The sequence below is a fragment of the Pseudoponticoccus marisrubri genome (assembly GCF_001482405.1).
GTDB classification, from domain to species: Bacteria; Pseudomonadota; Alphaproteobacteria; order Rhodobacterales; family Rhodobacteraceae; genus Pseudoponticoccus; species Pseudoponticoccus marisrubri.
In genome coordinates, this window is sequence record NZ_LPXO01000006.1 from 275,306 (window position 1) to 300,377 (window position 25,072).

General features: G+C 65.5%; 18 protein-coding genes, 1 tRNA gene and 1 pseudogene. 9 read left to right on the forward strand and 11 right to left on the reverse strand.

What is annotated here, in order from left to right; all coding sequences use genetic code 11:
* Positions 1-50 precede the first annotated feature (50 nt).
* A complete protein-coding gene (dnaJ, locus tag AVJ23_RS12445) occupies positions 51-1,205 on the forward strand; it encodes a molecular chaperone DnaJ (RefSeq protein WP_058862512.1) in 1,155 nt (384 codons plus the stop codon).
* A gap of 162 nt (positions 1,206-1,367) precedes the next feature.
* Positions 1,368-2,132 carry a RadC family protein gene (radC, locus tag AVJ23_RS12450; RefSeq protein WP_058862513.1) on the forward strand — a complete coding sequence of 255 codons (765 nt, stop codon included), beginning with the start codon at positions 1,368-1,370 and terminating at the stop codon, positions 2,130-2,132.
* A gap of 6 nt (positions 2,133-2,138) precedes the next feature.
* Here the strand turns inward: radC and AVJ23_RS12455 are convergent, their stop codons facing one another.
* The 3 genes from AVJ23_RS12455 to secA form a co-directional block, all read right to left on the reverse strand.
* Positions 2,139-3,698, reverse strand: coding sequence for a phosphate ABC transporter substrate-binding/OmpA family protein (locus tag AVJ23_RS12455; protein WP_058862514.1), 1,560 nt, complete (start codon positions 3,696-3,698; stop codon positions 2,139-2,141).
* Positions 3,699-3,719: 21 nt separating this feature from the next.
* The gene (locus AVJ23_RS12460; protein WP_058862515.1) at positions 3,720-4,703 is read right to left on the reverse strand and encodes a hypothetical protein; all 984 of its coding nucleotides are present in this window, start codon (positions 4,701-4,703) and stop codon (positions 3,720-3,722) included.
* A 116-nt stretch (positions 4,704-4,819) separates the two neighbouring features.
* Positions 4,820-7,549: a preprotein translocase subunit SecA gene (gene secA, locus AVJ23_RS12465; RefSeq protein WP_058862516.1), complete on the reverse strand. Its 2,730-nt coding sequence runs from the start codon at positions 7,547-7,549 to the stop codon at positions 4,820-4,822.
* Positions 7,550-7,723: 174 nt separating this feature from the next.
* On the opposite strand from secA, the gene AVJ23_RS12470 reads away from it, so the two are divergent.
* From AVJ23_RS12470 to AVJ23_RS23490, 4 genes are all read left to right on the forward strand, one after another.
* Positions 7,724-8,578, forward strand: a complete 855-nt coding sequence (locus AVJ23_RS12470; protein WP_240484629.1) for a peptidylprolyl isomerase — start codon at positions 7,724-7,726, stop codon at positions 8,576-8,578.
* Complete coding sequence (gene argJ, locus AVJ23_RS12475) at positions 8,578-9,804, forward strand: bifunctional glutamate N-acetyltransferase/amino-acid acetyltransferase ArgJ (RefSeq protein ID WP_058862517.1); 1,227 nt, start codon at positions 8,578-8,580, stop codon at positions 9,802-9,804. The genes AVJ23_RS12470 and argJ overlap by 1 nt, the downstream gene beginning before the upstream one ends.
* A 30-nt stretch (positions 9,805-9,834) precedes the next feature.
* Positions 9,835-10,233 carry an 8-oxo-dGTP diphosphatase MutT gene (mutT, locus tag AVJ23_RS12480; protein ID WP_058862518.1) on the forward strand — a complete coding sequence of 133 codons (399 nt, stop codon included), beginning with the start codon at positions 9,835-9,837 and terminating at the stop codon, positions 10,231-10,233.
* 180 nt (positions 10,234-10,413) lie between these two features.
* The gene (locus AVJ23_RS23490; protein WP_099045506.1) at positions 10,414-10,545 is read left to right on the forward strand and encodes a hypothetical protein; all 132 of its coding nucleotides are present in this window, start codon (positions 10,414-10,416) and stop codon (positions 10,543-10,545) included.
* 92 nt (positions 10,546-10,637) lie between these two features.
* Here the strand turns inward: AVJ23_RS23490 and infB are convergent, their stop codons facing one another.
* The 4 genes from infB to rimP form a co-directional block, all read right to left on the reverse strand.
* Positions 10,638-13,133, reverse strand: coding sequence for a translation initiation factor IF-2 (gene infB, locus AVJ23_RS12485; RefSeq protein WP_058862519.1), 2,496 nt, complete (start codon positions 13,131-13,133; stop codon positions 10,638-10,640).
* 9 nt (positions 13,134-13,142) lie between these two features.
* The gene (locus AVJ23_RS12490) at positions 13,143-13,778 is read right to left on the reverse strand and encodes an RNA-binding protein (RefSeq protein WP_058862520.1); all 636 of its coding nucleotides are present in this window, start codon (positions 13,776-13,778) and stop codon (positions 13,143-13,145) included.
* A gap of 7 nt (positions 13,779-13,785) precedes the next feature.
* A complete protein-coding gene (gene nusA / locus AVJ23_RS12495) occupies positions 13,786-15,549 on the reverse strand; it encodes a transcription termination factor NusA (RefSeq protein ID WP_058862521.1) in 1,764 nt (587 codons plus the stop codon).
* Positions 15,550-15,643: 94 nt separating this feature from the next.
* Positions 15,644-16,213, reverse strand: a complete 570-nt coding sequence (rimP, locus tag AVJ23_RS12500) for a ribosome maturation factor RimP (protein ID WP_058862522.1) — start codon at positions 16,211-16,213, stop codon at positions 15,644-15,646.
* A gap of 562 nt (positions 16,214-16,775) precedes the next feature.
* Between rimP and AVJ23_RS12505 the strand changes: the two genes are divergently transcribed.
* The 3 genes from AVJ23_RS12505 to AVJ23_RS12515 all read left to right on the forward strand — a co-directional run bounded on the left by AVJ23_RS12505 (position 16,776) and on the right by AVJ23_RS12515 (position 21,093).
* Positions 16,776-17,747, forward strand: a complete 972-nt coding sequence (locus AVJ23_RS12505; protein ID WP_058862523.1) for an efflux RND transporter periplasmic adaptor subunit — start codon at positions 16,776-16,778, stop codon at positions 17,745-17,747.
* Between the two features lie 4 nt (positions 17,748-17,751).
* Entirely contained in the window at positions 17,752-20,832 is a 3,081-nt protein-coding gene (locus AVJ23_RS12510; protein ID WP_058862524.1) for an efflux RND transporter permease subunit, read from the forward strand.
* A 184-nt stretch (positions 20,833-21,016) separates the two neighbouring features.
* Positions 21,017-21,093, forward strand: a tRNA-Met gene (locus tag AVJ23_RS12515).
* Here AVJ23_RS12515 and AVJ23_RS22270 read toward each other — a convergent pair.
* From AVJ23_RS22270 to AVJ23_RS22845, 4 genes and pseudogenes are all read right to left on the reverse strand, one after another.
* On the reverse strand, positions 21,050-22,759 hold the full coding sequence (locus tag AVJ23_RS22270; RefSeq protein ID WP_099045510.1) for a recombinase family protein: 1,710 nt from the start codon (positions 22,757-22,759) through the stop codon (positions 21,050-21,052). The two genes, AVJ23_RS12515 and AVJ23_RS22270, sit on opposite strands and share 44 nt — an antisense overlap.
* A 353-nt stretch (positions 22,760-23,112) precedes the next feature.
* A complete protein-coding gene (locus AVJ23_RS12520; RefSeq protein ID WP_058862525.1) occupies positions 23,113-23,607 on the reverse strand; it encodes a hypothetical protein in 495 nt (164 codons plus the stop codon).
* Positions 23,608-23,955: 348 nt separating this feature from the next.
* Positions 23,956-24,249 carry a rep family protein gene (locus AVJ23_RS22840; protein WP_157772673.1) on the reverse strand — a complete coding sequence of 98 codons (294 nt, stop codon included), beginning with the start codon at positions 24,247-24,249 and terminating at the stop codon, positions 23,956-23,958.
* A 738-nt stretch (positions 24,250-24,987) separates the two neighbouring features.
* Positions 24,988-25,072, reverse strand: a pseudogene (locus tag AVJ23_RS22845) (IS5/IS1182 family transposase); the annotation flags it as partial.

Here is a 25,072-nt window from a genome sequence, read left to right on the forward strand (position 1 = left end):
GGTCCGGACACCGGGCCGGCCCCTTGCGTTCCGAGACAAGGAGGACATACATGTCCAAGCGGGACTATTACGATGTGCTCGGCGTGGCCAAGGGGGCCTCGGCGGACGAGATCAAGAAGGCCTATCGCAAGAAGGCCAAGGAACTGCATCCCGACCGCAACGCGGACAATCCCAATGCCGAGGCGCAGTTCAAGGAAGCCAACGAGGCCTATGACGTCCTGAAGGACGCCGAGAAGAAGGCGGCCTATGATCGGTTCGGCCATGCCGCGTTCGAAGGCGGCATGGGCGGCGGTGGCGGGCGCCCCGGCGGCGGCTTCGGCGCCGGCCAGCAGGGCGATTTCGCCAGCGCTTTTTCCGACGTGTTCGACGACCTGTTCGGCGATTTCATGGGCGGCCGCCAAGGAGGGCGGCAGCGCGCCGCGCGCGGCGCGGATCTGCGCTACAACCTGCGCGTGACGCTGGAAGAGGCCTATAACGGGCTGCAGAAGACGATCAACGTGCCGACCTCGGTGCCCTGCGACGAGTGCAACGGCTCGGGCGCCGAGGGCGGGGCCGAGCCCACGACCTGCCCGACCTGTTCGGGCATGGGCAAGGTGCGCGCGACCCAAGGCTTCTTCACGGTGGAACGGACCTGCCCGACCTGTTCGGGACTGGGTCAGATCATCAAGAACCCCTGCAACAAGTGCGGCGGTGCGGGGCGCGTCCAGAAGGATCGTGCGCTGTCGGTGAACATCCCCGCCGGGGTCGAGACGGGCACGCGGATCCGGCTGGCCGGCGAAGGCGAAGCCGGCATGCGCGGCGGACCCCCGGGCGACCTCTACATCTTCATCGAGGTCTCGCCGCACAAGATCTTCGAGCGCGAAGGGACCGAGTTGCATTGCCGGGTGCCCGTGGCCATGACGGCGGCCGCTCTGGGCGGCGATATCGAGGTGCCGACCATCGATGGCGGCCGCTCTCGGGTCAAGATCCCCGCCGGCAGCCAGTCGGGACGGCAGATGCGCTTGCGCGGCAAGGGCATGCCCGCCCTGCGCGGCGGCGGCCATGGCGACATGTTCATCGAACTGGCCGTCGAAACGCCGGTCAATCTCAGCTCCAAGCAAAAGGAGCTGCTGCGCGAGTTCGAGGCGCTGAGCGATGACAACAACCCAGAAAGCTCCAGCTTCTTCAGCTCGGTCAAGCATTTCTGGGATTCGATGAAGGGGTGAATTGCCGAACCGAGCCTACGGGTTCGGTAACCGCTCCGCGGGAGCGGTCAGGTACTTTACGGTCGGAGACCGCACCGTACCGAGCCCTCGGGCTCGGTGACCGCTCCGGGAACCGGTGGGTCGTTAACCGGCTGCTAACCCGCCGCACGCCAAGATGCGGGCATGACCCGCATCAGGCATTTCTCCGACGCGCAACCGGCGCTCTTCCAAGGTGAGGAGGCCACCGCCGAACCGCTTGCGGCCGGCAGCAAGCTGCCCTCCTATATCCGCGATCATCGGGCGCGCCTGCGGGACCGCTTCCTGTCCGGTGGGCCCGAGGCACTGCCGGATTACGAAATGCTTGAGCTGGTCCTCTTCCGCGCCATCCCGCGCCGGGACGTGAAACCGCTGGCGCGGCAGCTTCTGGACAGTTTCGGCGACTTCAACGGCGTTTTGTCAGCCCCTGCCGCGCGCCTGCAGGAGGTCGACGGGGTCGGGCCGGCCGTGGTGACCGAACTCAAGATCGTCGAGGCCGCGGCGCACAGGCTGGCGCAATCTCGCGTTTTGAAGAAACACGTGGTCAGCAGTTGGGACGCCTTGCTCGACTACTGCCAGACCGCCATGGCCCATAACGAAATCGAGCAGTTCCGCGTGCTCTACCTCGACCGCAAGAACGTGCTCATCGCGGATGAGGCACAGGCCCGCGGGACCGTGGATCACGTGCCGGTCTACCCGCGCGAAGTCGTCAAGCGTGCGCTGGAGCTCAACGCCTCGGCGCTGATCCTCGTGCACAACCACCCTTCCGGTGATCCCACGCCCAGCGGGGCCGATATCGACATGACCGCCCAGATCCAGGCCGCGGCCGAAGCATTGGGCCTGACTTTGCACGACCACCTGGTGATCGGGCGGTCGCGTGAACTCAGCTTCCGCGCCGAAGGGCTGCTGTGAGCGCGCTCAACGGACCCAGATCTCGACGCGGCGATTCACCTGCCGTCCCCAGCGGCTGTCATCGCAGGCCATGGGCATGGCCTCGCCAAACGCCTCGGTCGCGATCTCGATACGGCCCAGTTCGGCTGTCTCGGCTGCCTGCTCCACCGCGTCCCGCACCGTCTGGGCCCTTTGGCGCGCGATCTCGAGATTCGCCGAGGCCGGGCCTTGCCCGTCGGAAAAGCCGACAAAGACGACCTGCCGCCCGTCATAGGCACCTGTTTCCAGCGCGCGAGCCAGTTGCATCACGTTGGACCGGGATTGCGCATCCAGCCGGGTCGCGCCGGCCTCGAACCGGAAGGAGGTGGTCAACCGCCGCATGCCCGACAGCGTCTCGACCATGCGCTGCAACTCGCGCAACCCGGCGCTGCCCTCGGCCACCGTGATCGCATTGGCAAAGCGGTCGCCCTGCAGGTCGATGGACACCTCCTCGGGCGCTTGGTCGACGAAGCCGGCCCGCCGGATCACGATCTGTGCCGGCGGCGAAGCGGTGAAGGCAAGGAATTCGCGCGCAAGCTTGGGCAGACGACGTGCCGGCAGGTAGATGAACATCGGCGCGGTGAGGGGGAAATCCTCGGTCTTGATGGTCCGCCGCGCGGCCCGCAAGGCAAATCCGCAGCGCCCGGTCAGCACCAGCGGCTTGGTGTTGCCGGTCTCGGCAAAGCTGGTCAGGCCCAGCCCGAACGGGTCGCGCGTGACGCCAAACGAGAGGTCCTCGTCGGTAGGATGTCGCTCGATCTGATCGGTCCAAGTGGCCTTGAGCGGGGAGAGGAAGCGATCCTCAAGGCTTTGCGCCAAGCCCGAACCCTCGGGCTTCAGGTGCAGGGTGATAGGCGCATCGACCCCGCCCAGCTGCCGCCAATTCGTGATCCGCCCGTCCAGCACGGCCGAGAGATCGGGCAACGAGATCGCGTCCACCGGGTTGCCGGGCGCCACGACCGGCACGATGGCGTCCAGCGCGATCACGTGCGAGCGGTTAGCCTGCGTCAGGTCACCCAGCCCCTCGGCCTCTGCGGCGGCGTTCTCCTCGGCGCGGATCTCGCGCACGGCCATGACGACGTCGGCCTCGTCGGCCAGCAGGTCGGCAAAGCCCTCGTCGGTCGTGCCGAGATGCATGTGGAAGCGGCCCACCACCGTGTCGTTGGCCGCATCGGCCAGCGCATAGGTGAAGCGGCGGTCATCCAGCGCCAGCCGGGTCGCAGTCAGCCCGTTGCGCAGGGCAAAGCCCTCGATCAGCGCGGGCAGCAGCACGCGGCCGATCGTGGCGGAGCCCGAGATCGTGACCTCGGCCACGTAATCGGTCAGGGAGGGGCAGCCCACGCCGTCGCAAAGCACGCCCGAGCCATCGACCGTCAGCTCGCCATATTGCGTCTCGATGCGATAGAACTGGCCGTCAAAGCCCAGAAGCGTGCCGGTCAGCTCGATGGCCCCGTCGCGCGACCGCAACGTGACGTCCTGGGCCCATGCCGCAAGGGGGCCGAGCACAACAAAAAGTGCGGCGAAGATCGCCGCACGGGTGGTCCACATGAGATGCCTGCCATCCTCGTGTTATCGTCCGGCGATCTTCATGTCTTCGACGAGGTTTTTCAACACCAGAAAGTCGCCAGTGCTGTCGCAGGCGGGGATATCCAGCGTCAGGTCGCGGACCCGCAGGCCCTCGGGGCCGCGCAGCTCCAGCGTCTGGGCCTCGACCGTCTGGTCGCAATTGGCCTCGGTCACCTCGGCCTCGACCGAGATCGCGATCTCGCCCTCGGTCCGAGCCGTGCCCGAGGGGAAGGAATAGATCTCGGCCAGCAGCGCCTTCGGCGCATCCGCCGCGCCGAGCCGGACAAGGAAGCCGCCTTCGCCGCGCGCCGCGGCAGCCAGGTCACCCGAGGCCGCAGCCCAGACATGGCCGTCGGTGAAATAGGCAGCGCCGTATTCGCGGGCGTGCAGCTGCAGCCCGGCGCCGCCGGTCCATTGTACGGCCACGCGGTCGTAGAAATCCAGCGAGGAGACCTCGAGCATGGCCATGGCGCCATCGCCATTGGCAAAGGACGCGATGAACACCGCCTGCTGCGCCAAGGCCGGCACCGAGAGCGACAGCGTGCCATCGGGCTGCACCGTCTCGGTGAACATCAGGCCCTGGTGGTGGAAGGTCACGCGCTCGCTGGCCTTGCAGGGGGCGGTCAGCGTGAGATCCGCCATCGCGCCGGCGGCGGGCTTGGCCACGAGCTCCACGCCGCAGTCGAAGCCTCCAGCGGCCGGGTTGCCCGGCAGATCGCCCAGCTCCGGCGTCTCGTCCTCCAGCGCGGCATCCACGGCGGCAAGCGTGACGGTCTGGTCCGGCAGAGCCTGGTCCTGCGCGGCATCCACCGGCAGGCGGGGCTGCACGGCCGACGAGGCCGGCTGGATGTCGGTCACGTCCAGCGCTTGGTCGGGGGCCGCGGCCGACTGGCCGGGCAGGGCCAGGCCGAACTGCATGACATAGCCGATGGCCAGCGCGCAGATCAGCGTCGCACCGCCGAGAATGTAGCTCTTGAAACGCGCCATTGGGGCCTCCTGTACTTACGGGTCAGAAGGCGGTATCGCCCGCGAACGTGGCAGGCGTGGGGCGGCGGCGCGAAACCATTGGGGCATCGCCCCGGTCCCGTGCCGCCGCCGGGCGATCATACGAGGCGCCCGTGGCAATGCTTGAACTTGAGCCCCGACCCGCAGGGGCAGGGATCGTTGCGGCCCGGATCGCCCCAGGTGCTGGGGTCGGTCTCGTCGAATCCGGCGATCAACGGCTCGGCCGGGGCACCGGCGCCGGACTGACCCCCATCGGGATCGGCCGGACCGGTCGGTTCGGCCGATTGCGCGGCGCGCTGCATCTCGGCCTGCTGCGCCATCAGCTGTTCCATCATCTTGCGCTGCTCGTCCTCGGTCATCGGACGGACCTGGCTGAGCTGCTGGGTGACGGTCTCGCGCAGGCTTTCGAGCATGTTTTCAAACAGCTGGAAGGCCTCGGACTTGTATTCGTTCAGCGGATCGCGCTGCGCATAGCCGCGGAAGCCCACGACCGAGCGCAGGTGCTCCAGCGTCAACAGGTGCTCGCGCCACTTGCTGTCGATGGTTTGCAGCAGGATCTGCTTCTCGATCTGGCGCATGGTCTCGGGGCCGAAGGCCTCGGCCTTCTCGGCCATCATCTTGTCCGACGCCTCGGCCAGCCGCTCGCGGATCACCTCCTGGTCGACGCCGTCCTCCTCGGCCCAGCCGATCACCGGCACGTCGATGCCCAGCTTCTCGAGGCAGGCGGCGTAGAGGCCCTGAACCTCCCACTGGTCGGCATAAGCCTTGGGCGGGGCGTAGGTGTCGACCAGCTCGTCCACCACCTCGTGGCGCATGTCGGTGACGATCTCGCTGAGATCCTCGGCTTCCATGATCTCGCGGCGCTGTGCGAAGATCACCTTGCGCTGGTCGTTCATCACGTCGTCGAACTTGAGCAGCTGTTTGCGGATGTCGAAGTTGCGCCCCTCGACCTTGGCCTGCGCGCGCTCGAGCGACTTGTTCACCCAGGGGTGCACGATCGCCTCGCCTTCCTTCATGCCGAGCTTGCCCAGCACGTTGTCCAGCCGGTCCGAGCCGAAGATGCGCATCAGGTCGTCTTCCAGCGACAGGAAGAAGGAGGACCGCCCCGGGTCACCCTGACGGCCCGAGCGGCCGCGCAGCTGGTTGTCGATGCGGCGGCTTTCGTGGCGTTCCGTGGCCAGAACGTAGAGCCCGCCCGCGTCGATCACGGCCTTCTCGTCATCGGCGTGCTGCGCCTCGATCTCGGCGCGGATCTCCTCGGGGTCCCGGTCGGGCGCGGCGGCGATGGCCTCCATGATCTGGAAGTCGAGATTGCCGCCCAGCTTGATGTCGGTGCCGCGGCCGGCCATGTTCGTGGCGATGGTTACCGCGCCCAGCTTGCCGGCATCGGCGACGATCTGCGCCTCTTTCTCGTGCTGGCGCGCGTTCAGCACGTTGTGCGGCAGCTTGGCCTCGGTCAGCAGGGTGCTGAGCATCTCGGATTTCTCGATCGAGGTGGTGCCGACGAGAACCGGCTGGCCCTTTTCATGCGCCTTGCGGATTTCCTCGACGATGGCGGTGAACTTCTCGCGCCCGGTGCGGAAGACCTGGTCATCCTCGTCGATACGCGCGATCGGCTTGTTGGTCGGCACCTCGACCACGCCCAGCCCGTAGATCTGGCCGAATTCCTCGGCCTCGGTGGTGGCGGTGCCGGTCATGCCGGACAGCTTGTCATACAGGCGGAAATAGTTCTGGAAGGTCACGCTGGCCAGCGTCACGTTCTCGGGCTGGATGTTGCAGCCCTCCTTGGCCTCGATCGCCTGGTGCAGACCGTCGGACAGGCGGCGGCCCGGCATCATGCGGCCGGTGAACTCGTCGATCAGGATCACCTCGCCGTCGCGGACGATATAGTCCTTGTCGCGCTGGAACAGTTTATGCGCGCGCAGGCCCTGGTTGACGTGGTGCACGACGGTGGTGGATTCGGGATCGTAGAGCGTCTGGCCCTCGGGCAACAGGTCGCGCGCGCGCAGCTGCTGTTCGAGATACTCGTTGCCCTCGTCGGTGAAGGTGACGTTGCGGGTCTTCTCGTCGATCTCGTAATGCGTGTCGTCCAGCTCGGGGATCAGCTTGTCGACCGAGACATAGAGCTCGGAGCGGTCCTGCGAGGGGCCCGATATGATCAGCGGGGTCCGCGCCTCGTCGATCAGGATGCTGTCCACCTCGTCCACGATCGCGAAGTAATGGTCGCGCTGGTAGATCTGGTTCAGCTCCGACTTCATGTTGTCGCGCAGGTAGTCGAAGCCCAGCTCGTTATTGGTGGCATAGGTGATGTCCGAGGCGTAGGCGGCCTGCTTCTCGTCATCGGGCTGGCGCGGGTACACCACGCCGCAGGTCATCCCCAGCGCGGCATAGACCTTGCCCATCCATTCGCTGTCGCGGCGGGCGAGATAGTCGTTCACGGTCACGATATGCACGCCGCGCCCGGTCAACGCGTTCAGGTAGGCGGGGAAGGTCGCGACCAGCGTCTTGCCCTCGCCGGTCTTCATCTCCGAGATATTGCCCTGGTGCAGGAAGATCCCGCCCATCAGCTGAACATCGAAGGCGCGCAGGCCCAAGGCGCGCTTGGCGGCCTCGCGGCAATTGGCAAAGGCCTCGGGCAGCAGGTCGTCCAGGCTCTCGCCCTTCTCGTGACGCTCCTTCAGCTCGGCGGTCTTGGCGATCAGCCCCGCGTCGTCCAGCTTTTCGAAGTCCGGCTCCAGCGCGTTGATCTTTGCCACCGTCGGACGGGTGGCCTTGACCTTGCGGTCATTCGGGGTGCCGAACACCTTTCGCGCGAGTTTTCCCAGCATGGCCTGACTTCTCTGTTCCCATCATCGTGTGCGGCATCTGCTTGCCCGCCTCGCACACAGCCCATATGACGGAACCCAAAAGACCGGCCTCGCAGAGCCTCCCGGGCATGTAAGGGGCAGGCTGAAAAGTGTCAACGCCGCGCCGTGGTGCGGCCCAGTCTGAAAGGACAATCAATGACAAATCGCTTCATGAAAGCCACCGTGACCGCGCTGTGCCTCGGTCTTGCCGCGCCCGCGCTGGCGCAGGACGAGACCGTTGGCCCGGACACCGTCGTGGCGACCGTGAACGGCACCGAGATCACCGTCGCGCACATGCTGATGGCCCGGGCCAGCCTGCCCGAGCAGTACCAGCAGCTGCCGGCCGACAATCTCTGGGACGGCATCCTGAACCAGCTGGTCCAGCAGGAGGTCCTGTCGCAGGATGACGCGGCCGAGGAAACCCTGCGCGTGCGCACCGCGCTGGACAACGAGCGCCGCTCGCTCATGGCCGGCGAGGTCATCGCGCAGGTGGCGCAGGACGCGGTCACGGACGAGGCCATCGCCGCCGCCTACGAGGCCGATTACGCCGATGCCGAGCAGGGGCTGGAATTCAACGCCTCGCACATCCTTGTCGAGAGCGAGGAAGAGGCGCAGGCCATCGTGCAGGAACTGGCCGATGGCGCCGATTTCGCCGAAACCGCGCGCGAGAAGTCGACCGGCCCGTCGGGGGCCAATGGCGGTGCGCTCAACTGGTTCAGCGCCGGCATGATGGTGCAGCCCTTCCAGGACGCGGTCGAGGCGCTGGAGGTCGGGCAGGTCTCCGACCCGGTCAAGACGCAGTTCGGCTGGCACGTGATCAAGCTGAACGAGACCCGGCCGATGGAGGCGCCCGCGCTCGAATCCGTGCGCGGCGAGATCGCCACGCAGCTGCAGCAGGAGGCCGTGACCTCCTATATCGAGACGCTGGTGGACGATGCCGAGATCACCCGCACCGGCGCGGCCGAGATCGACACCTCGGTCCTGGGCAACATGGGCCTGCTGGAAGAGTAATGGCCAAGCTCCCGCGCTCTCCGCTCGCCCCCGACCGGTTTCCGGACATGCCGGAGATCGGCGGGCTGCGGCTTGCCACCGTCGAGGCCGGCGTGCGCTATGCCGGGCGGCGGGACGTCATGCTGGCGCTGCTCGCTCCGGGCAGCGCCGTTGCGGGCGTCTTCACCCGTTCGGCCACGCGTTCGGCCAACGTGCTGGACTGCCAGCGCAAGATCGGGGCCGAGGCGGAGGGCGCGGGGGCGGCGATCCTCGTCAATTCCGGAAATTCCAACGCCTTCACCGGCCGCGCCGGCGAGGGCTCGGTGCAGGCAATCTGCACTGCCGTCTCTAAGGCGACCGGCCTGCCGCAGGCGCGCGTCTTCACCAGCGCCACGGGCGTGATCGGCGAGCGGCTGCCGCATGACCGGATCACCGACCGGATCGGCGCCCTGGTCAACGGGCTGGCCCCGGGCAAGCTGGGCGAGGCGGCCGAGGCGATCATGACCACCGACACCTTCCCCAAGGGGGCGGCGGCCGAGCTGGTCATCGACGGGCAGACCGTGCGCATCGCAGGGATCGCCAAGGGCTCGGGCATGATCGCGCCCGACATGGCCACGATGCTGGTCTACATCTTCACCGACGCCCGGATCGAACGGTCCCAGTTGCAGCAGATGCTGGGCGCGCTGAACGACCGGACCTTCAACAACATCACCGTGGACAGCGACACCTCGACCTCGGACACGCTTCTGATGGCGGCGACCGGTGCCTCGGGCGTCGATGTCACCGGGCATGACGGGTTCCGCGACGCGCTGCATGGCGTGATGCTGGACCTCGCCCACCAGGTGGTGCGCGACGGCGAAGGCGCGACCAAGTTCGTCACCGTTCAGGTGACCGGCGCGGCCTCGGATGCCGATGCGCGCACGCATGCGCTGGCCATCGCGAATTCGCCGCTGGTCAAGACGGCCATCGCCGGCGAGGACCCGAACTGGGGCCGTATCGTCATGGCCGTGGGCAAGTCCGGCGCGGCCGCCGATCGCGACCTGCTGACCATCCGCTTCGGCGACGTGCTGGTGGCCGAGAAGGGCTGGGTGGCCGAGAGCTACCGCGAGGAACAGGGCGCCGCGCAGATGAAACAGGCCGAGATCGAGATCGGCGTCGATATCGGGCTGGGCGCCGGGCAGGCGACCGTCTGGACCTGCGACCTCACCCATGGCTACATCTCGATCAACGCGGATTACAGGTCCTAGGGCGGCACGCCCATCCTGCGGGAGCATCACATGAAAACCGTACTGGTCTCTGCCGTCGCCCTGATCGACCCTGACGGGCGCATCCTTCTGGCACAGCGGCCCGAGGGCAAATCGATGGCCGGGCTCTGGGAATTTCCCGGCGGCAAGGTCGAGCCCGGCGAGACGCCCGAAGTGGCGCTGATCCGCGAGCTGCAGGAAGAACTTGGCATCGACACCTGGGCCAGTTGCCTGGCGCCGCTGACCTTCGCCTCGCACAGCTACGAGAATTTCCACCTGCTTATGCCGCTGTTTGCCTGCCGCAAGTGGCAGGGCACACCGGTCTCGGCCGAGGGGCAGGCGCTGAAATGGGTGCGGGCGAACCAGCTGCGCGACTACCCGATGCCCCCGGCGGACATTCCGCTGATTCCGATCCTGCGGGACTGGCTGTAAAGGGGCGGTCAGTTTTCGGGCAAACCGCGTCAGAATCGGGCAAAATGCCGGAGTCAATCAGGTTATTTGCAATGCTTAACGCATTAGTGAGCAAATACTGCATTTCCGTGACATGATTTACTCGATTTGTTAACCGACCCGCCATACCTTTCAATGACAAGACCATTGGGAGGATGAAACGTGCTGAAAACCGTACTTCTTGGAACCTGCGTCTCTGTTCAAGGCTTTCTGGAAAAGAAATTGCCGGACGGGCGCATCGTGGTGCGCGTAGGCGACCGCATGTTTACCGGCCGTCCGGTCGGTACCGCATGAGGCATCACATGCCCCGGTTCCAAGGGGTCTGACACCACGAACGAAAAAGCCCCCGTTACCGGGGGCTTTTGCTTATTCGGATCAAGCCGGTCTCAGTCCAGCGTTCGGGTGATCTCTTCACGCTCGAAGATCTCGATCACGTCGCCCTGGCGGATGTCCTCGTAGTTCTCGAAGGCCATGCCGCATTCCTGGCCGGACTGAACCTCGGCCACTTCGTCCTTGAAGCGCTTGAGCGTCTTCAGCGTGCCTTCGTGGATCACCACGTCGTCGCGCAGCAGGCGCACACCGGCCGACCGGCGGGCGATGCCCTCGGTCACGAGGCAGCCCGCGACCTTGCCGACGCCGGAGACCTTGAAGACCTCCTTGATCTCGGCATAGCCGATGAACTTCTCGCGGACTTCCTTGGACAGCAGGCCCGAGGCCGCCGCCTTCACGTCATCCACGAGGTCGTAGATCACGCTGTAATAGCGGATCTCGACGCCCTTCTGGTTCGCCGCGTTCCGGGCGGGTGCGTTGGCACGGACGTTGAAGCCGATCACCGGGCAGCCAGAGGCTTCGGCCAGGCCGATATCGGTCTCGGTGATGGCGCCGACGCCCGAGTGCAGCACGCGCACGCGCACCTCCTCGTTGCCGATCTTCTCCATCGCCTGCACGATCGCCTCGGACGAACCCTGCACGTCCGACTTGACGAGGATCGGCAGCTCCTTGACGTTCTCGTCTTCCTTGGCCTTCTGCAGCAGCTGGTCCAGCGTTGTCGCGGCGCCGGCCGCGGCGCGCTTCTCCTTGGCGAGGTTGGCGCGGTACTCGGCGATCTCGCGGGCTTGCGCCTCGGTCTCGACCACGTTGAGCACATCGCCGGCCTCGGGTGTGCCGTTCAGACCCAGCACCTCGACCGGCACGGACGGTCCGGCTTCCTTCACGCGCTCGCCCTTGTCGTTCATCAGGGCGCGCACCTTGCCGTACTGTTCGCCGACGACAAAGATGTCGCCCTGCTTCAGCGTGCCGTTCTGCACGAGGACCGTGGCAACGGGGCCGCGGCCCACGTCCAGCTGTGCCTCGATCACGGCGCCTTCGGCGGCCCGGTCGGGGTTTGCCTTGAGCTCGAGGATCTCGGCCTGCAGCGCAATCGCCTCCAGCAGCTCGTCCAGGCCCTTGCCCGAGATCGCCGAGACCTCGACATCCTGAACCTCGCCGGACATCTCCTCGACCACGATCTCGTGCTGGAGCAGGTCCGTGCGCACCTTGGTCGGGTTGGCGCTCGGCTTGTCGATCTTGTTGATCGCCACGATCATCGGCACTTCGGCCGCCTTGGCGTGGTTGATGGCTTCGACCGTCTGCGGCATCACGGCGTCATCCGCCGCCACGACCAGCACGACGATGTCGGTCACCTGTGCCCCGCGCGAGCGCATCGAGGTGAAGGCCGCGTGGCCCGGCGTGTCGAGGAAGCTCAGCACCGCGCCACCCTCGGTCTGCACCTGGTAGGCGCCGATATGCTGGGTGATGCCGCCGGCCTCGCCCGAGGTCACGTTGGCGTTGCGGATCGCGTCGAGCAGCGAGGTCTTGCCGTGGTCCACGTGGCCCATGATGGTCACGACCGGCGGACGCGGCTTGAGATCCTCTTCCTTGTCCTCGGTCTGCTGGATGACATCCTCGACATCCGCGTCCGAGACACGCACGACCTTGTGGCCGAATTCCTCGATGATCAGCTCGGCCGTGTCGGCGTCGATCGACTGGTTCTGCGTCGCCATGATGCCGTTCTGCATCAGCGCCTTGACCACGTCGGCCACGCGCTCGGCCATCCGGTTGGCGAGTTCTGCCACCGCGATCGCCTCGGGCAGCTTGACCTCGCGCACAACCTTCTCGCGGTTCTGCGAGCCGCCCATGGCCTTCTGCCGCGCACGCTCCTGCTTGCGCTTCATCGCGGCGAGCGACTTCTGCCGGCCACCCTCGCCACCGGAGAGGGCCTGGTTCAGCGTCAGCTTGCCCGAGCGGCGACCACCATCGTCGCGCCCGCGACCCCGGCCGCGATCGTCGCGGTTGTCGGGCTGGTCGCGGCGCGGGGCCGGCTTGTCCTTGGGCTTGGGACGGCTGGCCGCGTCATCGGCCTTGGGCGCGGGCTGCGAGGCGGCAGCCGCGGCGGCTTTCGCCTTCTCTTCGGCCTCGCGCTTCTTGCGCTCTTCCTCTTCGGCCTTGGCCTTGGCACGTTCCTCGGCCTCGCGCTGCTCGCGCTCTTTCTGTTCCTTCTCGGCGCGCAGGCGCTCGCGCTCTTCGGCGCGGGCCTTTTCCTCGGCCTCGCGCTTGGCCTGTTCTTCGGCCTCGCGGGCCTTGGCGGCCTGCAGCGCTTTCAGACGGCGTTCCATCTCGGCATCGGAAATCCCGGCGGGGCGGTTCTTGCCGGACCCCGCGGGCCCCTGCCCACCGCCCGCACCCTTGCCGCCGCCGGCGCCCGGCTTGGGCACCACGACGCGCTTGCGCTTGGTTTCCACCACGACATTCTTGGTCCGCCCGTGGCTGAAGCTCTGCTTCACGCTGCCCGACCGCGGGCCACCACGCACACCCAATGTCTTCTTGCCGTCGTTATCGCTCATAAAGCTCTTTCATCCTTTCCGGCGACCCCTGCCGCCGCGATCCGCCCCGGACGCGCCAGTGCGTATACCCTTCAATCGGTGGGCTTCCTCTACAACACGCGAACTGAGTCCGCCAGCGCCAAGCGCCGCGTGTATCACAGTTTGTCGTCCGAAGGCCATCCCCAGTTCGTCCGCCGTGAGCCAGCCGATATAGTCGCCGCCATACGGCGTGCTCAGTTTCGACTTGCCGCGTTCCGACCCGTCTTCCGCCTGGATCAGGACCCGCGCCTCCTCCTTGAAGAGCCAGTCCTTGACCTTTTCGTACCCGGACACCGCGTCACCCGACTTGCGGGCCAGCGAGATCAGATCGACCACGCGGCGCGCCAGCATTTGCTCGACCAGTTCCGTCAGGCCGTCCGGAAGCCCGACCGGCTGCTTCATCGCACGCGAGAAGAGCCCCTTGGACGCCGCCTTCTCCAGCGCCGCCCGGTCAGCTGACACATATAGGCCACGTCCCGGAAGTTTTCCAGTCACATCCGGAACGATTCTGTTGTCGGGCCCCAGGACGAAGCGCAGCAGGGCCGATTTCGGCCGAACCTCGCCCGTGGCGATGCACTTGCGCTCGGGCCCTGCTTCGCGTGTCTTGGCCTGTCCGCCCCGGGTCATGATGCGCCTACTCTTCTTCCGCTTCCTCGGAGGCCGACTCGGTGTCGTCATCCTCGGTGGCCTCGGGCTCCAGCTCGGTCGGATCGACCCAGCCCAGCAGCACGCGGGCCGTCATCACCAAGTTCTGCGCCTCTTCCAGCCCGACCTCGAACTTCTCGAGCAGCCCGTCATCCTTGACGCGCTGTCCGTCCACGCTGGTCCAGCCGCCGGCCAGTTCCCAGTCGGCGCAGGTAGCGAAATCCTCGAGCGACTTGATGCCGTCCTCGGCCAGGGCCTCGAGCATCTGTGGGGTGAGCCCCTCAAAATTTACGAGGCTGTCCTCGACCCCCATCTCGCGGGCGCGTTCCAGCGCCTTGCGGGCTTGCTCTTCCAGAACGTCGCGGGCACGGGCCTGCAGTTCGTTGGCGGTGTCCTCGTCGACGCCGTCGATCACCAGCAGCTCGTCGAGCTCGACATAGGCGACCTCCTCGAGATTGGTGAAGCCCTCGGACACCAGCAGCTGGGCGAAGAACTCGTCAAGGTCCAGCGTGTCCATGAACAGCTTGGTGCGGTCCTCGAACTCGGCCTGGCGGCGCTTGGATTCCTCTTCCTCGGTCATGATGTCGATGTCGAGCCCGGTCAGCTGGCTGGCCAGCCGCACGTTCTGGCCGCGCCGGCCGATGGCCAGGCTCAGCTGCTCGTCGGGCACCACGACCTCGATTCGCTCGGCTTCCTCGTCGAGCACCACCTTCGACACCTCGGCCGGCTGCAGCGCGTTCACCAGGAAGGTCGGCACGTCCTCGTTCCACGGGATGATGTCGATCTTCTCGCCCTGAAGCTCGTTCACCACGGCCTGCACGCGGCTGCCGCGCATGCCGACACAGGCGCCGACCGGGTCGATGCCACTGTCATAGGAGATGACGGCGATCTTGGCGCGGCTGCCCGGGTCGCGGGCCACGGCCTTGATCTCGATGATGCCGTCGTAGATCTCGGGAACTTCCATCTTGAACAGCTCGGCCATGAATTCCGGCGCGGTGCGGCTGAGGAAGATCTGCGGCCCGCGGGTCTCGCGGCGCACATCCTTGATGTAGCAGCGGATCCGGTCCTGCGGGCGATAGGCCTCGCGGCCGATCTTCTCGTTGCGGCGCAGGATGGCTTCGCCCCGGCCCACGTCGACGATGACGTTGCCATATTCCTCGCGCTTGACCACGCCGTTGATGATCGTGCCCGCGCGATCCTTGAACTCGTCGTACTGGCGATCGCGCTCGGCCTCGCGGACCTTCTGCAGGATGACCTGCTTGGCGCTCTGCGCGGCGATCCGGCCCAGCTCGACCGGCGGCACCTCGTCGACGATCTCGTCGCCGATCCCGGGCAGGGCCGACTGGTCGATCTGGTCGCTGCCTTGGCCCTGCACCTTCAGCGCGAAGCGGCGGAAAGTCTCGTTGCGCGGCTCTTCGCCTTCCAGCTCGACCGTGCGCTTGGCGGCGGTCACGCTGACCGCGGGGCGCACCGGCTTGACCAGCTCGGCCGCCTGCGCGGGCGTCACTTCGGCCTGGTAGTTCTCAAGTTCGTCCTCGTCGACCACGGTGCGCACGCGGGTGAAGGTCGCGCGGCCGGTGCGCCGGTCGATCGAGACGCGGATGTCCATCTCGGCGCCGTAGCGGGACTTGGCCGCCCGGGCGAGGCTCTCTTCCATCGCCTCGACCACGAGGCCGGGGTCGATCATCTTCTCGCGCGCCACCGCCTCGGCGGTCTGCAAGAGCTCAAGCTGGTTAGCAGAGGTGATTGCCATTCTTCTTACTCCTCCTCGCGAGCCGTCTCGGCCTTGAGTTCGCGGTTCAATCGGTTGGCGCTGGCGCGCTGTTCAGTCTCCGGCCCGGGGCCGGTCAGTCCTCGTCCGGCGCGGATTCGGTCTCGATCGCGTCGTATTTCGTCTCGTCCACCTGCGCGGCCTTGCGCGCCTTCAGCATCTCGCGGATCAGCTCGTCGGTCATCACCAGCTTGGCATCGGTCAGCCAGTCGAACTGCAGCCCGATCGTGCCCTCGTCCAGATTGACCAGCACCTCGCTGCCCTCGATGCCCGCCAGCACGCCGCGGAATCGCTTGCGCCCGTCGATCATCTCGGCGGTTTCCAGCTTGGCCTCGTAGCCTTCGTAGGTGTCGAAATCCTTCAGCCGGGTCAGCGGCCGGTCGATTCCCGGCGACGAGACCTCCAGCGTGTAGGCGTCGACAAGCGGATCCTCGACATCCAGCACCGCGCTGACGGCGGTCGAGATATCGGCGCATTCATCCACCTCGATCCCGCCTTCGGGGCGTTCGGCCATGATCTGGAGCGTCGGCGTCTGGCCGCCCATCAGGCGGAGCCGCACCAGCTCGAAGCCCATGTCCTCGATCACGGGGCCGACGATTTCGGCCAGACGCTTGTCCATACCGGTCTTGGCGATCAGGTCGGTCATTCGGGTCCTGCCTTTCGGGCACAAAAAAACGGGCCAGCGGCCCGTTGCGTCATTACCGGAGGGCACCGGGAAGGCCCCGGCACGCCGCTGTTGAAGCGCATATAGGCGAGCGGCCCGCGCAGCGCAAGCAGATTCGCGCGACGGCCCTGCGCCCACCCGCGTCGGTCGGCAGGGTGGCGCCTGTCAGCTCGGGGCGCACCGATACGATCGCTCGCGTCTTGTATGGGCTCAACCCGGTCGATGGAGGAGGCACGCAATCCACCTGCCCGCTCAGCGCGCAACCGCTCGGCCACCTGAGCTTTGGCCGCATGGCTACGCCCGTAGGATCGCGCAGGGTCCCGGTTGTTTTTGGCACTCCTTGGGAACCAATCCTGCCTGTTTCATGTTCACACGACATCGTGCGCGCCTGCACACGCCTTCCCACACCAAATAGCTGAACCAAGCGGTTTACTTTGGTTGACCTGTGCCCTAACTGCCAGCCAGCCAAAGCCGCCAGAGGTTCATTGCCATGCGTCACGTCTTTCAAACCCTAGTCATTTTCCTGTCTCTTGCCGCGCCGGTCATGGCGCAGGAGGTCGCCAAGCCGGTCAAGCTCATGACGCTGAGCGCCGAGCCGGTGGTGCTGCAGCGCCAGTTCTTCGGACAGGTGCAGGCCCGGCAGACCGTCGATCTCGCCTTCCAGGTGGCCGGCCAGATCGAAGAGCTGGATGCCGAGGAAGGCACGCAGAAGGCCCGGGGTGACCTGATCGCGCGGCTCGATCTCGACCGGTTCGAGCGCGCCGTGGCGCAGGCGCAGGCCAGCTATGACAAGGCGGTGCGCGATGCCGAGCGGCTTCAGGCGCTCAGCGGGCAGGCCGCCTCGGAGGTGCAGGTCCGCGACGCCGAAACCCAGCTGCAACTGGCCGAGATCGCACTGGGGGATGCGCGCGACAATCTCGACCATGCCACGCTGCGCGCGCCCTTCGACGCGCTGGTGGCGCGCCGGCTGGTGGCGAATTACGCCACGGTCGCAGCCGGCACGCCGGTCGTCCGGCTGCATGACGTCTCCGAGATCCGGGTGGATATCGATGTGCCCGAGGTGCTGTTCCGCCAGGCCGGCGCCGGCGAGCAGGTGCAGTTCGAGGCGCAGCTGCCCGGCGACAGCGGCCGCTACCCGCTGGTGATGCGCGAATTCGAGACCGAGACCGCCTCGCTGGGCCAGACCTACACGATCACCCTGGCCTTCCAGGAAAGCCCCGGCGCCTTCGTCTTTCCCGGTGCCTCGGTCACGGTGCTGGCCCAGGCCGAGGGGGCGGTGCCCGACGGGATCGTCCTGCCCGAGACGGCGCTGGTCTACGACCCGGCCGGCGCGCCCGGCGTCATGGTCTACGAGGACGGCACCGTGCGCCGCACGCCGGTCGAGATCCGGCTGAGCGAGGATGGCCGCATCATGATGACCGAGGGGCCCGCGGATGGCACGCAGATCGTGCTGACCGGCGCCTCGCAGCTTACCGACGGGCAGTCGGTGCGTCCCTTCACCCGCATCGGGGAGTGAGCCCATGTCCATCGCGCGCGCGTCCATCGACAAGGCGCTGATCACCTGGATCCTGATGCTGTCCTGCCTGCTGGGCGGCATCTGGGGTTTTGCCACGATCGGCCGTCTCGAAGATCCGGCCTTCACAATCAAGAACGCCGTCATCATCACGCAATATCCCGGTGCCTCGGCCGAGCAGGTCGCGCGAGAGGTCTCGGAGCCGATCGAGTCCGAGATCCAGAAGATGGGCGAGATCGACTTCATCACCTCGTCCAACAAGCCCGGGGTCAGCCGGATCTCGGTCAATATCGAGTCGACCTATGACGGCAGTGAGCTGCCGGCGATCTGGACCAAGCTGCGCAACCGGGTGAAGGATGCCGAGCGCAACCTGCCCCCCGAGGCCGGCGAGCCCATCGTCAACGACACGTTCGGCGATGTCTACGGCGTGTTCTACGCGGTCACCGCGCCGGGCTTCACCGATGCCGAGGTGCACGAGATCGCCGAGTATTTCCGCCGCGAACTGCTGGCGGTCGAAGGCGTGGCGGACGTGGCGCTGGCCGGGCTGCCCTCCGAGGCGATCTATGTTGATGCCAACACCTCGATCACCACCAATCTGGGGATCGGGCCCAATACCATCGCCGGGGCGCTGTCGAACACCGATTCGCGCAGCGCGGCCGGCAGCGTGTCGCAGAACGGGCAGGACATCCGCATCCAGGCGCCCGAGGGCTCGGATACGGTGGACGAGATCGCCAACCTGACCATCGGCGTCGGCGGCGAGGTGATCGACCTGCTCGACCTCGCCACCGTGACCCGCGCCCGCGTGACCGAACCGACGGAGATCATCCGCTTCCAGGGGCAGGAGGCGTTCACGCTTGGCGTGGCCGGCAAGGCCGATCTGAACATCGTCGAGGTCGGCCAGCGCGCCGATGCCCGGCTGGACGAGATCATGCGCGACGTGCCCGCCGGGGTCGAGCTGCACCCGATCTACCAGCAGCATGTCGTCGTGGACGAGGCCTCCAACGCCTTCCTGCTGAACCTTGCCATGTCGGTCAGCATCGTGGTCATCGTGCTGGCACTGTTCATGGGCTGGCGGGCCGCGGTCGTCGTGGGGGTGACCCTGTTCCTGACCGTGGTCGGCACCGTCTTCCTGATGGCGATCTTCGGCATCGAGATGGAGCGCATCTCGCTGGGCGCGCTGATCATCGCCATGGGGATGCTGGTGGACAATGCCATCGTGGTGGCCGAGGGGATGCAGGGCGACATGGCCCGCGGCAAGTCGGCGCGCGACGCGGCCGAGGACGTGGCCTCCAAGACGCAGGTCCCGCTGCTGGGGGCGACCGTGATCGGCATCATGGCCTTTGCGGGGATCGGGCTGAGCCCCGACGCCACCGGGGAATTCCTGTTCTCGCTCTTTGCCGTGATCGGGATCTCGCTCCTGCTGTCCTGGATCCTCGCCATCACCGCCACGCCGCTTTTGGCGCATTACTTCTTCAAGACCGGCTCGGGCGAGGATCAGGACCAGTATGCCGGCCCGCTCTTCCGCGCCTACCGCGCCACGCTGGACTGGGCGCTGACCCTGCGCCACCTCGTGATCCTCGCACTGATCGGCGTGACGGTGCTGTGCTATATCGGTTTCGGACAGGTGAAACAGCAGTTTTTCCCCGACAGCAACACGCCGCTCTTCTACGTGCATTACAAGCTGCCGCAGGGCGCCGGCATCCAGCGCGTCTCCGAGGACATGGCCGAGGTCGAGGACTGGCTGGCCGCGCGCGACGAGGTGGTCTCGGTCGCGACCTTCATCGGCGGCGGGGCCACGCGCTTCATGCTGACCTACGCCCCCGAGGAGCAGCTGCCCACCTATGGCCACCTGATCATCCGCACCGAGACGCTGGAACAGATCCCGCAACTGCGCGCCGATCTCGAAGCCTTCGGCCGCGGTACGCTGACCGCGGGCGAGTTCCGGACCGAACGCCTGGCCTTCGGCCCGGGCGGCGGTGCACCCATCGCGGCGCGCTTCTCGGGGCCCGACCCGGTGGTGCTGCGCCGGCTGGCCGAGGAGGCGAGCCGCGCCATGGCCGAAGCCTCGGACCAGGTTCAGGATCTGCGCACCGACTGGCGCGAGCGCGAGCTGACCATCGTGCCCCGCTTCGCCGATGAACGCGCCAAGGCCGCCGGCGTCACGCGCGAGGATCTGGCCCAGTCGCTGCAACTGGGCACGGACGGGATCCAGGTCGGCTTCTACCGCGAGGGCGACCGGCTGATCCCGATCAAGATCCGCAGCGACAGCGCGCTCGAGGAGGGCAGCAACCACCTGGCCGACCTGCCAGTCTATTCCGCCGCCGGGCAGACCTACATCCCCGTGGCCCAGATCGTCGACGGCTTCGGATGGGAGGCGCAGAACACGCTGGTCCGCCGCCGCGACCGCGTGCCCACCATCACCGTGCAGGCCGGCGTGCCCGCCGGGGTCAACGCGGCCGCGGTCTTCACCGAGATCCGCGAGCCGGTCGAATCCATCGCGCTGCCCGAGGGCTATGCGCTGGAATGGGGCGGCGAGTACGAGAACTCCACCGAGGCGCAGGCCAGCCTCGGCCAGCAGCTGCCGCTGTCGCTGATCGTGATGGTGCTGATCTCGGTCCTGCTCTTCGGCACGATCCGGCAGCCGGTCATCATCTGGCTTCTGGTGCCGATGAGCGTGAACGGCGTGGCTTTGGGTCTACTCGGCACGGGGCTGCCCTTCTCCTTCACGGCACTGCTCGGGCTCCTCAGCCTGTCGGGGATGCTGATCAAGAACGGCATCGTGCTGGTCGAAGAGATCGACTTGGTGCGCGCCGATGGCGTGCCGTTCCGGCAGGCCATCCTCGACGCCAGCACCTCGCGTCTGCGCCCCGTCGTGCTGGCCGCGGCCACCACGATCCTTGGCATGGTCCCGCTGCTGGGCGACGCCTTCTTCGCCTCGATGGCGGTGACGATCATGGGCGGGCTGGGCTTTGCGTCGATCCTGACGCTCTTAGCCGCGCCGGTCTTCTATTTCAGCTTCTTCCCGAAGGCCCGAAAGGAAGACGCAAGCCGCCGCCGCGCGCCCGAGCCGGCGCCCGCTGCCGCCTAGAACGCCGGCTGAACAGCCCACCCCAGGCACCTGCGTGTCGGGGTGGGCCGGGGCCTACGCGGCGCCACCGGTTGCCCGAATCCCCCTCCCGCCACGTCATCCATCAAAGCATGACATTTCCATGAAAAAACTTCCCCGACACCCTTGCAGCCCCCGATCCCCAAGTGTACATCACCCTCACTGTCGCGGGGTGGAGCAGCCCGGTAGCTCGTCAGGCTCATAACCTGAAGGTCGTAGGTTCAAATCCTACCCCCGCAACCAAATTTAGCGAACAACTAGGTCCGCCAGCGTAAGCCCCGTCACCGGCGGGGTTCGCTGCTGTCAGCATATCAACAATGCTCCCGTCCAGCGTCAGCGTGTGTTCTCCGCTGGTTGCGTCGTAACGCACCGTAATCGCGTCGATTAGGTCATGGAATTCATCCGACGCGCGACTGGACACGCCTTCTTCGTTCCGCGTCGCCACCAAATTATCAATAAATGCCTGGTATAGTTCGGGGAGATTGTCGGGCAGGGGCACGGGTTCTGGGATCAGGAGTTCCCGTTCCGTCCTGGCGCGGTCGAGGTCCTTAGCCACCTGTTCGAGTTCCTTAAGGATCTCGTCTGCCGCAATCCCTCTCTTTACCGCCTCCATCAACGCGGCGCGCTCGCGCTCCAGCTTGCCAATGGTCTTATCCTTCACACGCAGGGCTTCGCCTGAGTCCTTTTGCTGCGCCTTCAACTGCGGCTCGAACGAAGCCACGAAGGACCGATAGGCTGCGTCTTGGAAAAGGTGATCGCGCAACTGACCCAACACGGCTTCTTCGGCAACAGAGACGAGCAACCCCGGCATACCGCCACAGATCGACGGTCTCTTCTCCTTGGCGTTGGCGCAGTAATAGCGCTTTGCGGAACCTGACCCTGCCACGGTCATGTTGCCGCCGCAGGACCCGCAACGCAGCAGCCCGGAAAGAAGGTAGTTGCGCCGACGAAGCGACTGACTGGCAGAAAGACCGTTCCGGTCATGTGCCTCCCGTTTGCCGCGCTTCTCTTGGAGGCTGTCCTGTCGGCTCTTCACCGCCGTCCATAGCGACTCGTCGATGATACGCAAATCGGGAACCTCGGACGTTTCCCATTCGGATCTCGGGTTGGGGCGGGACACACGCCGCCCAGTTGCGGGGTCTTTCCGATACGACAGCCGGTTCCAGACACGGCGACCGATGTAGAGTTCATTGTTCAGGATGCCGGTCCCGCGCTCTCGGTTGTCGTTGATCGTGTTCTGTTTCCAGGCCCCGCCCTTGCCGCGCCCGTCCCGGGGAGCGGGAATGCCGTCCTCATTCAGACCTGTCGCAATCTTCAAAGGGGATTTCCCCTCGGCGTATTCCCGGAAAATCCGCCGAACGATCAAGGCTTCCTCTTCATTGATTGCGAGTTCGCCTTTCCGGGGATTGCCGCCTTCGTCCTGCGGCACCTTGTAACCATAACTCAACCCGCCCGCGCTCATTCCATCCTGAACGCGACCCAAGAGTCCCCGCCGAGTCTTTGCGGCTTGAGCTTCCAGGAAAACTGCCGCGATGGTCGCGTTGAAACCAGCCTGGATGATATCAACCCGACCACGGTCGAGGGTATGGATATCGACATCATTGAACTTCGCATCCTTGAACAATCGTGCCGCGTGCTCTTGGTCCCTTGAAAGCCGATCGAGGCTTTCGGCCAGAATGATGTCGTATTCGCCCTTACTCAAAGCGGCGCGTAGGTCGCGATATCCAGGGCGATTGTCCGTTGCGCCCAAAATGCCGGAATCGTGGTAGTGCTGAACAACCTGCCAGCCTTTGCGCGCGGCCTCTCTTTCGCACAGCGTGATCTGATCGCGCACCGACTTGGGGTTCTGAAAGTCAGTCGAGTAGCGTGCGTAGATGGCTACGCGTAGGAGAGGTTTGACATTGATCATCTTCAACTCTTCGTCGATCTGCGGCGGAACTCAACGATGTGATCTTCGCCGTCGAGTGTCTAGGTCTCGCGTGGAGCGCAAAACTCCGAGAAGAATATGACCAGCGCTCCATATTGATGCCAGAATCATGCGGAATCGTAGGAGTGTTCCGTCCGGTGTTTCTGCCTTCGTCTTGCCCTCCCGGGCGACCCGCTTGGCGGCAACTTCGGCGATCAGGTCAATGAGTTTTGTGAGGTCCATCGCTTTCTCCTTTCCTCTTTGGGCGTTTAGCCAACCGAAGACGGCAAGGACCCGATGGCCCGAGCGATCACAGACCAGCACCAGCGCCCGCGTCGTGTTTGACGCGGGCGCATTCATTTTCGGATCGTACGACAGCGTGAGGAAATCCGTTTTCGGCGTGCTTCGTGCAGCGGAGCAGCGGCTTCCGCCCGCCGCTTGCGCACCGCTTCGTCGCACTGTGCGGCTTCCCTTCGAAGGGAAGCCCAATCGGTCTCTTCCTCTTCATCGGTGGGAATGCGCCAAAATCCATCCAAACCCGGAGGCCCAAGCAGGTCTTCGAGCACCTTTCGACCTGCCTCCACCGAGGCGCGCGCCGCCGCGAGGACAAAGCCTACTTCCTTGTCTATCACGGACAGGCCCCGTTCTCGCAGGTAGGCGACGATCTCGGGCATTTCGATTTCGTCTTCCTCGGCGGCTTTCTGCGGGTCTTTCAGGCGCAGCCCTTGAGACACCACGACGGCACGCTTGCCGAGTGTCGCTTGCGCGAACTCGACATAGAGCGCAGCGTTCCTATCCGCGTTATTGCCAACGGTGGCGGCTTGTTTCTCGCACCATTCTGCCTGCTTCATGTCCTCCGCCTGCTTCGCCGCTTCTGCCTTGGTTATCCAGATCGCGGCGCGATCCCAGCCGTCAATCGCCGCCCGACGCAGGTCCGCAGCCGTCTGGCCGCCGTCATGACTGCGACCTCGTTTGGCCGCCGCCGCCGTCGCTTCCGCAATCGACGCGAACCCGGACCCGACCTTCTTGAACGATGCGCTATGACGTGTTTTAATTTTGTACTTTTACTTGGCTACGCCCGCGAGGGTCATCGCGTAAGCCGCCGCAGAAACCGCATTCCCGGCAGGCCGCTTGTCGAGCGCCCGAGGCAAGACCGAGCCGCCCGCAGTCGTGATCGCTCGTGACCATCGCGCCAACACTCAATCGGCCACGGCTTCGCCGGTGCCGCCGTAAGGGCCAACGAGCAAAACCAGATGGAAGTGAAGATGCCATCCGTTACGACCGTGCGTCAGATCGTAACCACGCACATATTCAAGACCGCCAACAGCTTCCCGCTTCTTGGCAATCGCCTTGCCAGAGGTGAGCAGACCCCAGGCTTGTTGGAACATGGCAAAGGCATCGGAGAGTTTATTGCCGCGCTTGTGGCGAGCCGTCAGGGTAATGAGCCACGCACTCCACCCAGCTGCGACCAGTTTGTCGATCTGGGGCTTCAAGTTCTCCGCGCTTCAATGCGATGCGCGGTCCACAAACCGGGCAAAGCAACGGAGATGAACACCGCGAGACACCAATAATGCGGCCCGTGATCGTTCCCGCCTGCGGCCCTTCCTGAACAACGGCCCTGACTAGATCGGCGCGGCCTTCCAGTGTTTTCATCCCGCAGAGCGATACGGATTTTGCGCCTGCGTCCCGATGGAGATCGCGCGCCTTTGTGCGTTCGGTGTAGGCTTCGTAACCAGTGGTATTCCAAACCACTTTTTTCTGGCAGGTTTAGGCGGGTGAAGAGTTACTCCGTTATTGTCAAGACGGCCCACAGGAGGGGCCTCTTTTTGTTGTTCTGCGCGTATTGAACCGCCCGGCAGACCGGAGATTGGTGATGGCTGTTCTTTGAATCCAGCAGATTGAATCCCATTTGTTTCCTGCGGTGAGGGCATCTAGTCCAGTCCTTACTTTCCGGGGCGGGTGGCACCGCGCGACGAATTATTTCAAAGGCCGCCTACTTTTGGTGGCCTTTTCCATATTGCTCCCGGAGATGCCCTCTCCAAAAAAACGAGAGCATCACTTGGAAAAGCCGCTGCCGCTCACTCATTAGACGGCGGCCCTATTTGGCTTCGTAATCGTCGAAGCTTGCGTTCTCTTCCAGACGGTTTAGGCGATGCGTTCGGATTTACCGGAGGCGATTTCTCGACTTCTTCTTCATACCTTTCTTCAAATAAGCGAACTAGGATCAGGATTCATAACCAGTAGATGACGACTGCAGCGAGAGCGATGGCGGAGAGAAAGACCTTGGGGCAGCGGTCGTAGCGGGTCGCCACACGC

Coding starts and splice junctions, on each gene's coding strand:
- argJ (WP_058862517.1), top strand. CDS start 8,578: ATGGCCAAGCTCCCGCGCTCTCCGCTCGCCCCCGACCGGTTTCCGGAC.
- rimP (WP_058862522.1), bottom strand. CDS start 16,213: ATGACCGACCTGATCGCCAAGACCGGTATGGACAAGCGTCTGGCCGAA.
- AVJ23_RS12510 (WP_058862524.1), top strand. CDS start 17,752: ATGTCCATCGCGCGCGCGTCCATCGACAAGGCGCTGATCACCTGGATC.
- AVJ23_RS12455 (WP_058862514.1), bottom strand. CDS start 3,698: ATGTGGACCACCCGTGCGGCGATCTTCGCCGCACTTTTTGTTGTGCTC.
- AVJ23_RS12520 (WP_058862525.1), bottom strand. CDS start 23,607: ATGAAGCAGGCAGAATGGTGCGAGAAACAAGCCGCCACCGTTGGCAAT.
- secA (WP_058862516.1), bottom strand. CDS start 7,549: ATGCTGGGAAAACTCGCGCGAAAGGTGTTCGGCACCCCGAATGACCGC.
- AVJ23_RS12505 (WP_058862523.1), top strand. CDS start 16,776: ATGGCGCAGGAGGTCGCCAAGCCGGTCAAGCTCATGACGCTGAGCGCC.
- AVJ23_RS22270 (WP_099045510.1), bottom strand. CDS start 22,759: ATGATCAATGTCAAACCTCTCCTACGCGTAGCCATCTACGCACGCTAC.
- radC (WP_058862513.1), top strand. CDS start 1,368: ATGACCCGCATCAGGCATTTCTCCGACGCGCAACCGGCGCTCTTCCAA.
- AVJ23_RS12470 (WP_240484629.1), top strand. CDS start 7,724: ATGACAAATCGCTTCATGAAAGCCACCGTGACCGCGCTGTGCCTCGGT.
- mutT (WP_058862518.1), top strand. CDS start 9,835: ATGAAAACCGTACTGGTCTCTGCCGTCGCCCTGATCGACCCTGACGGG.
- AVJ23_RS12490 (WP_058862520.1), bottom strand. CDS start 13,778: ATGACCCGGGGCGGACAGGCCAAGACACGCGAAGCAGGGCCCGAGCGC.
- dnaJ (WP_058862512.1), top strand. CDS start 51: ATGTCCAAGCGGGACTATTACGATGTGCTCGGCGTGGCCAAGGGGGCC.
- AVJ23_RS12460 (WP_058862515.1), bottom strand. CDS start 4,703: ATGGCGCGTTTCAAGAGCTACATTCTCGGCGGTGCGACGCTGATCTGC.
- infB (WP_058862519.1), bottom strand. CDS start 13,133: ATGAGCGATAACGACGGCAAGAAGACATTGGGTGTGCGTGGTGGCCCG.
- nusA (WP_058862521.1), bottom strand. CDS start 15,549: ATGGCAATCACCTCTGCTAACCAGCTTGAGCTCTTGCAGACCGCCGAG.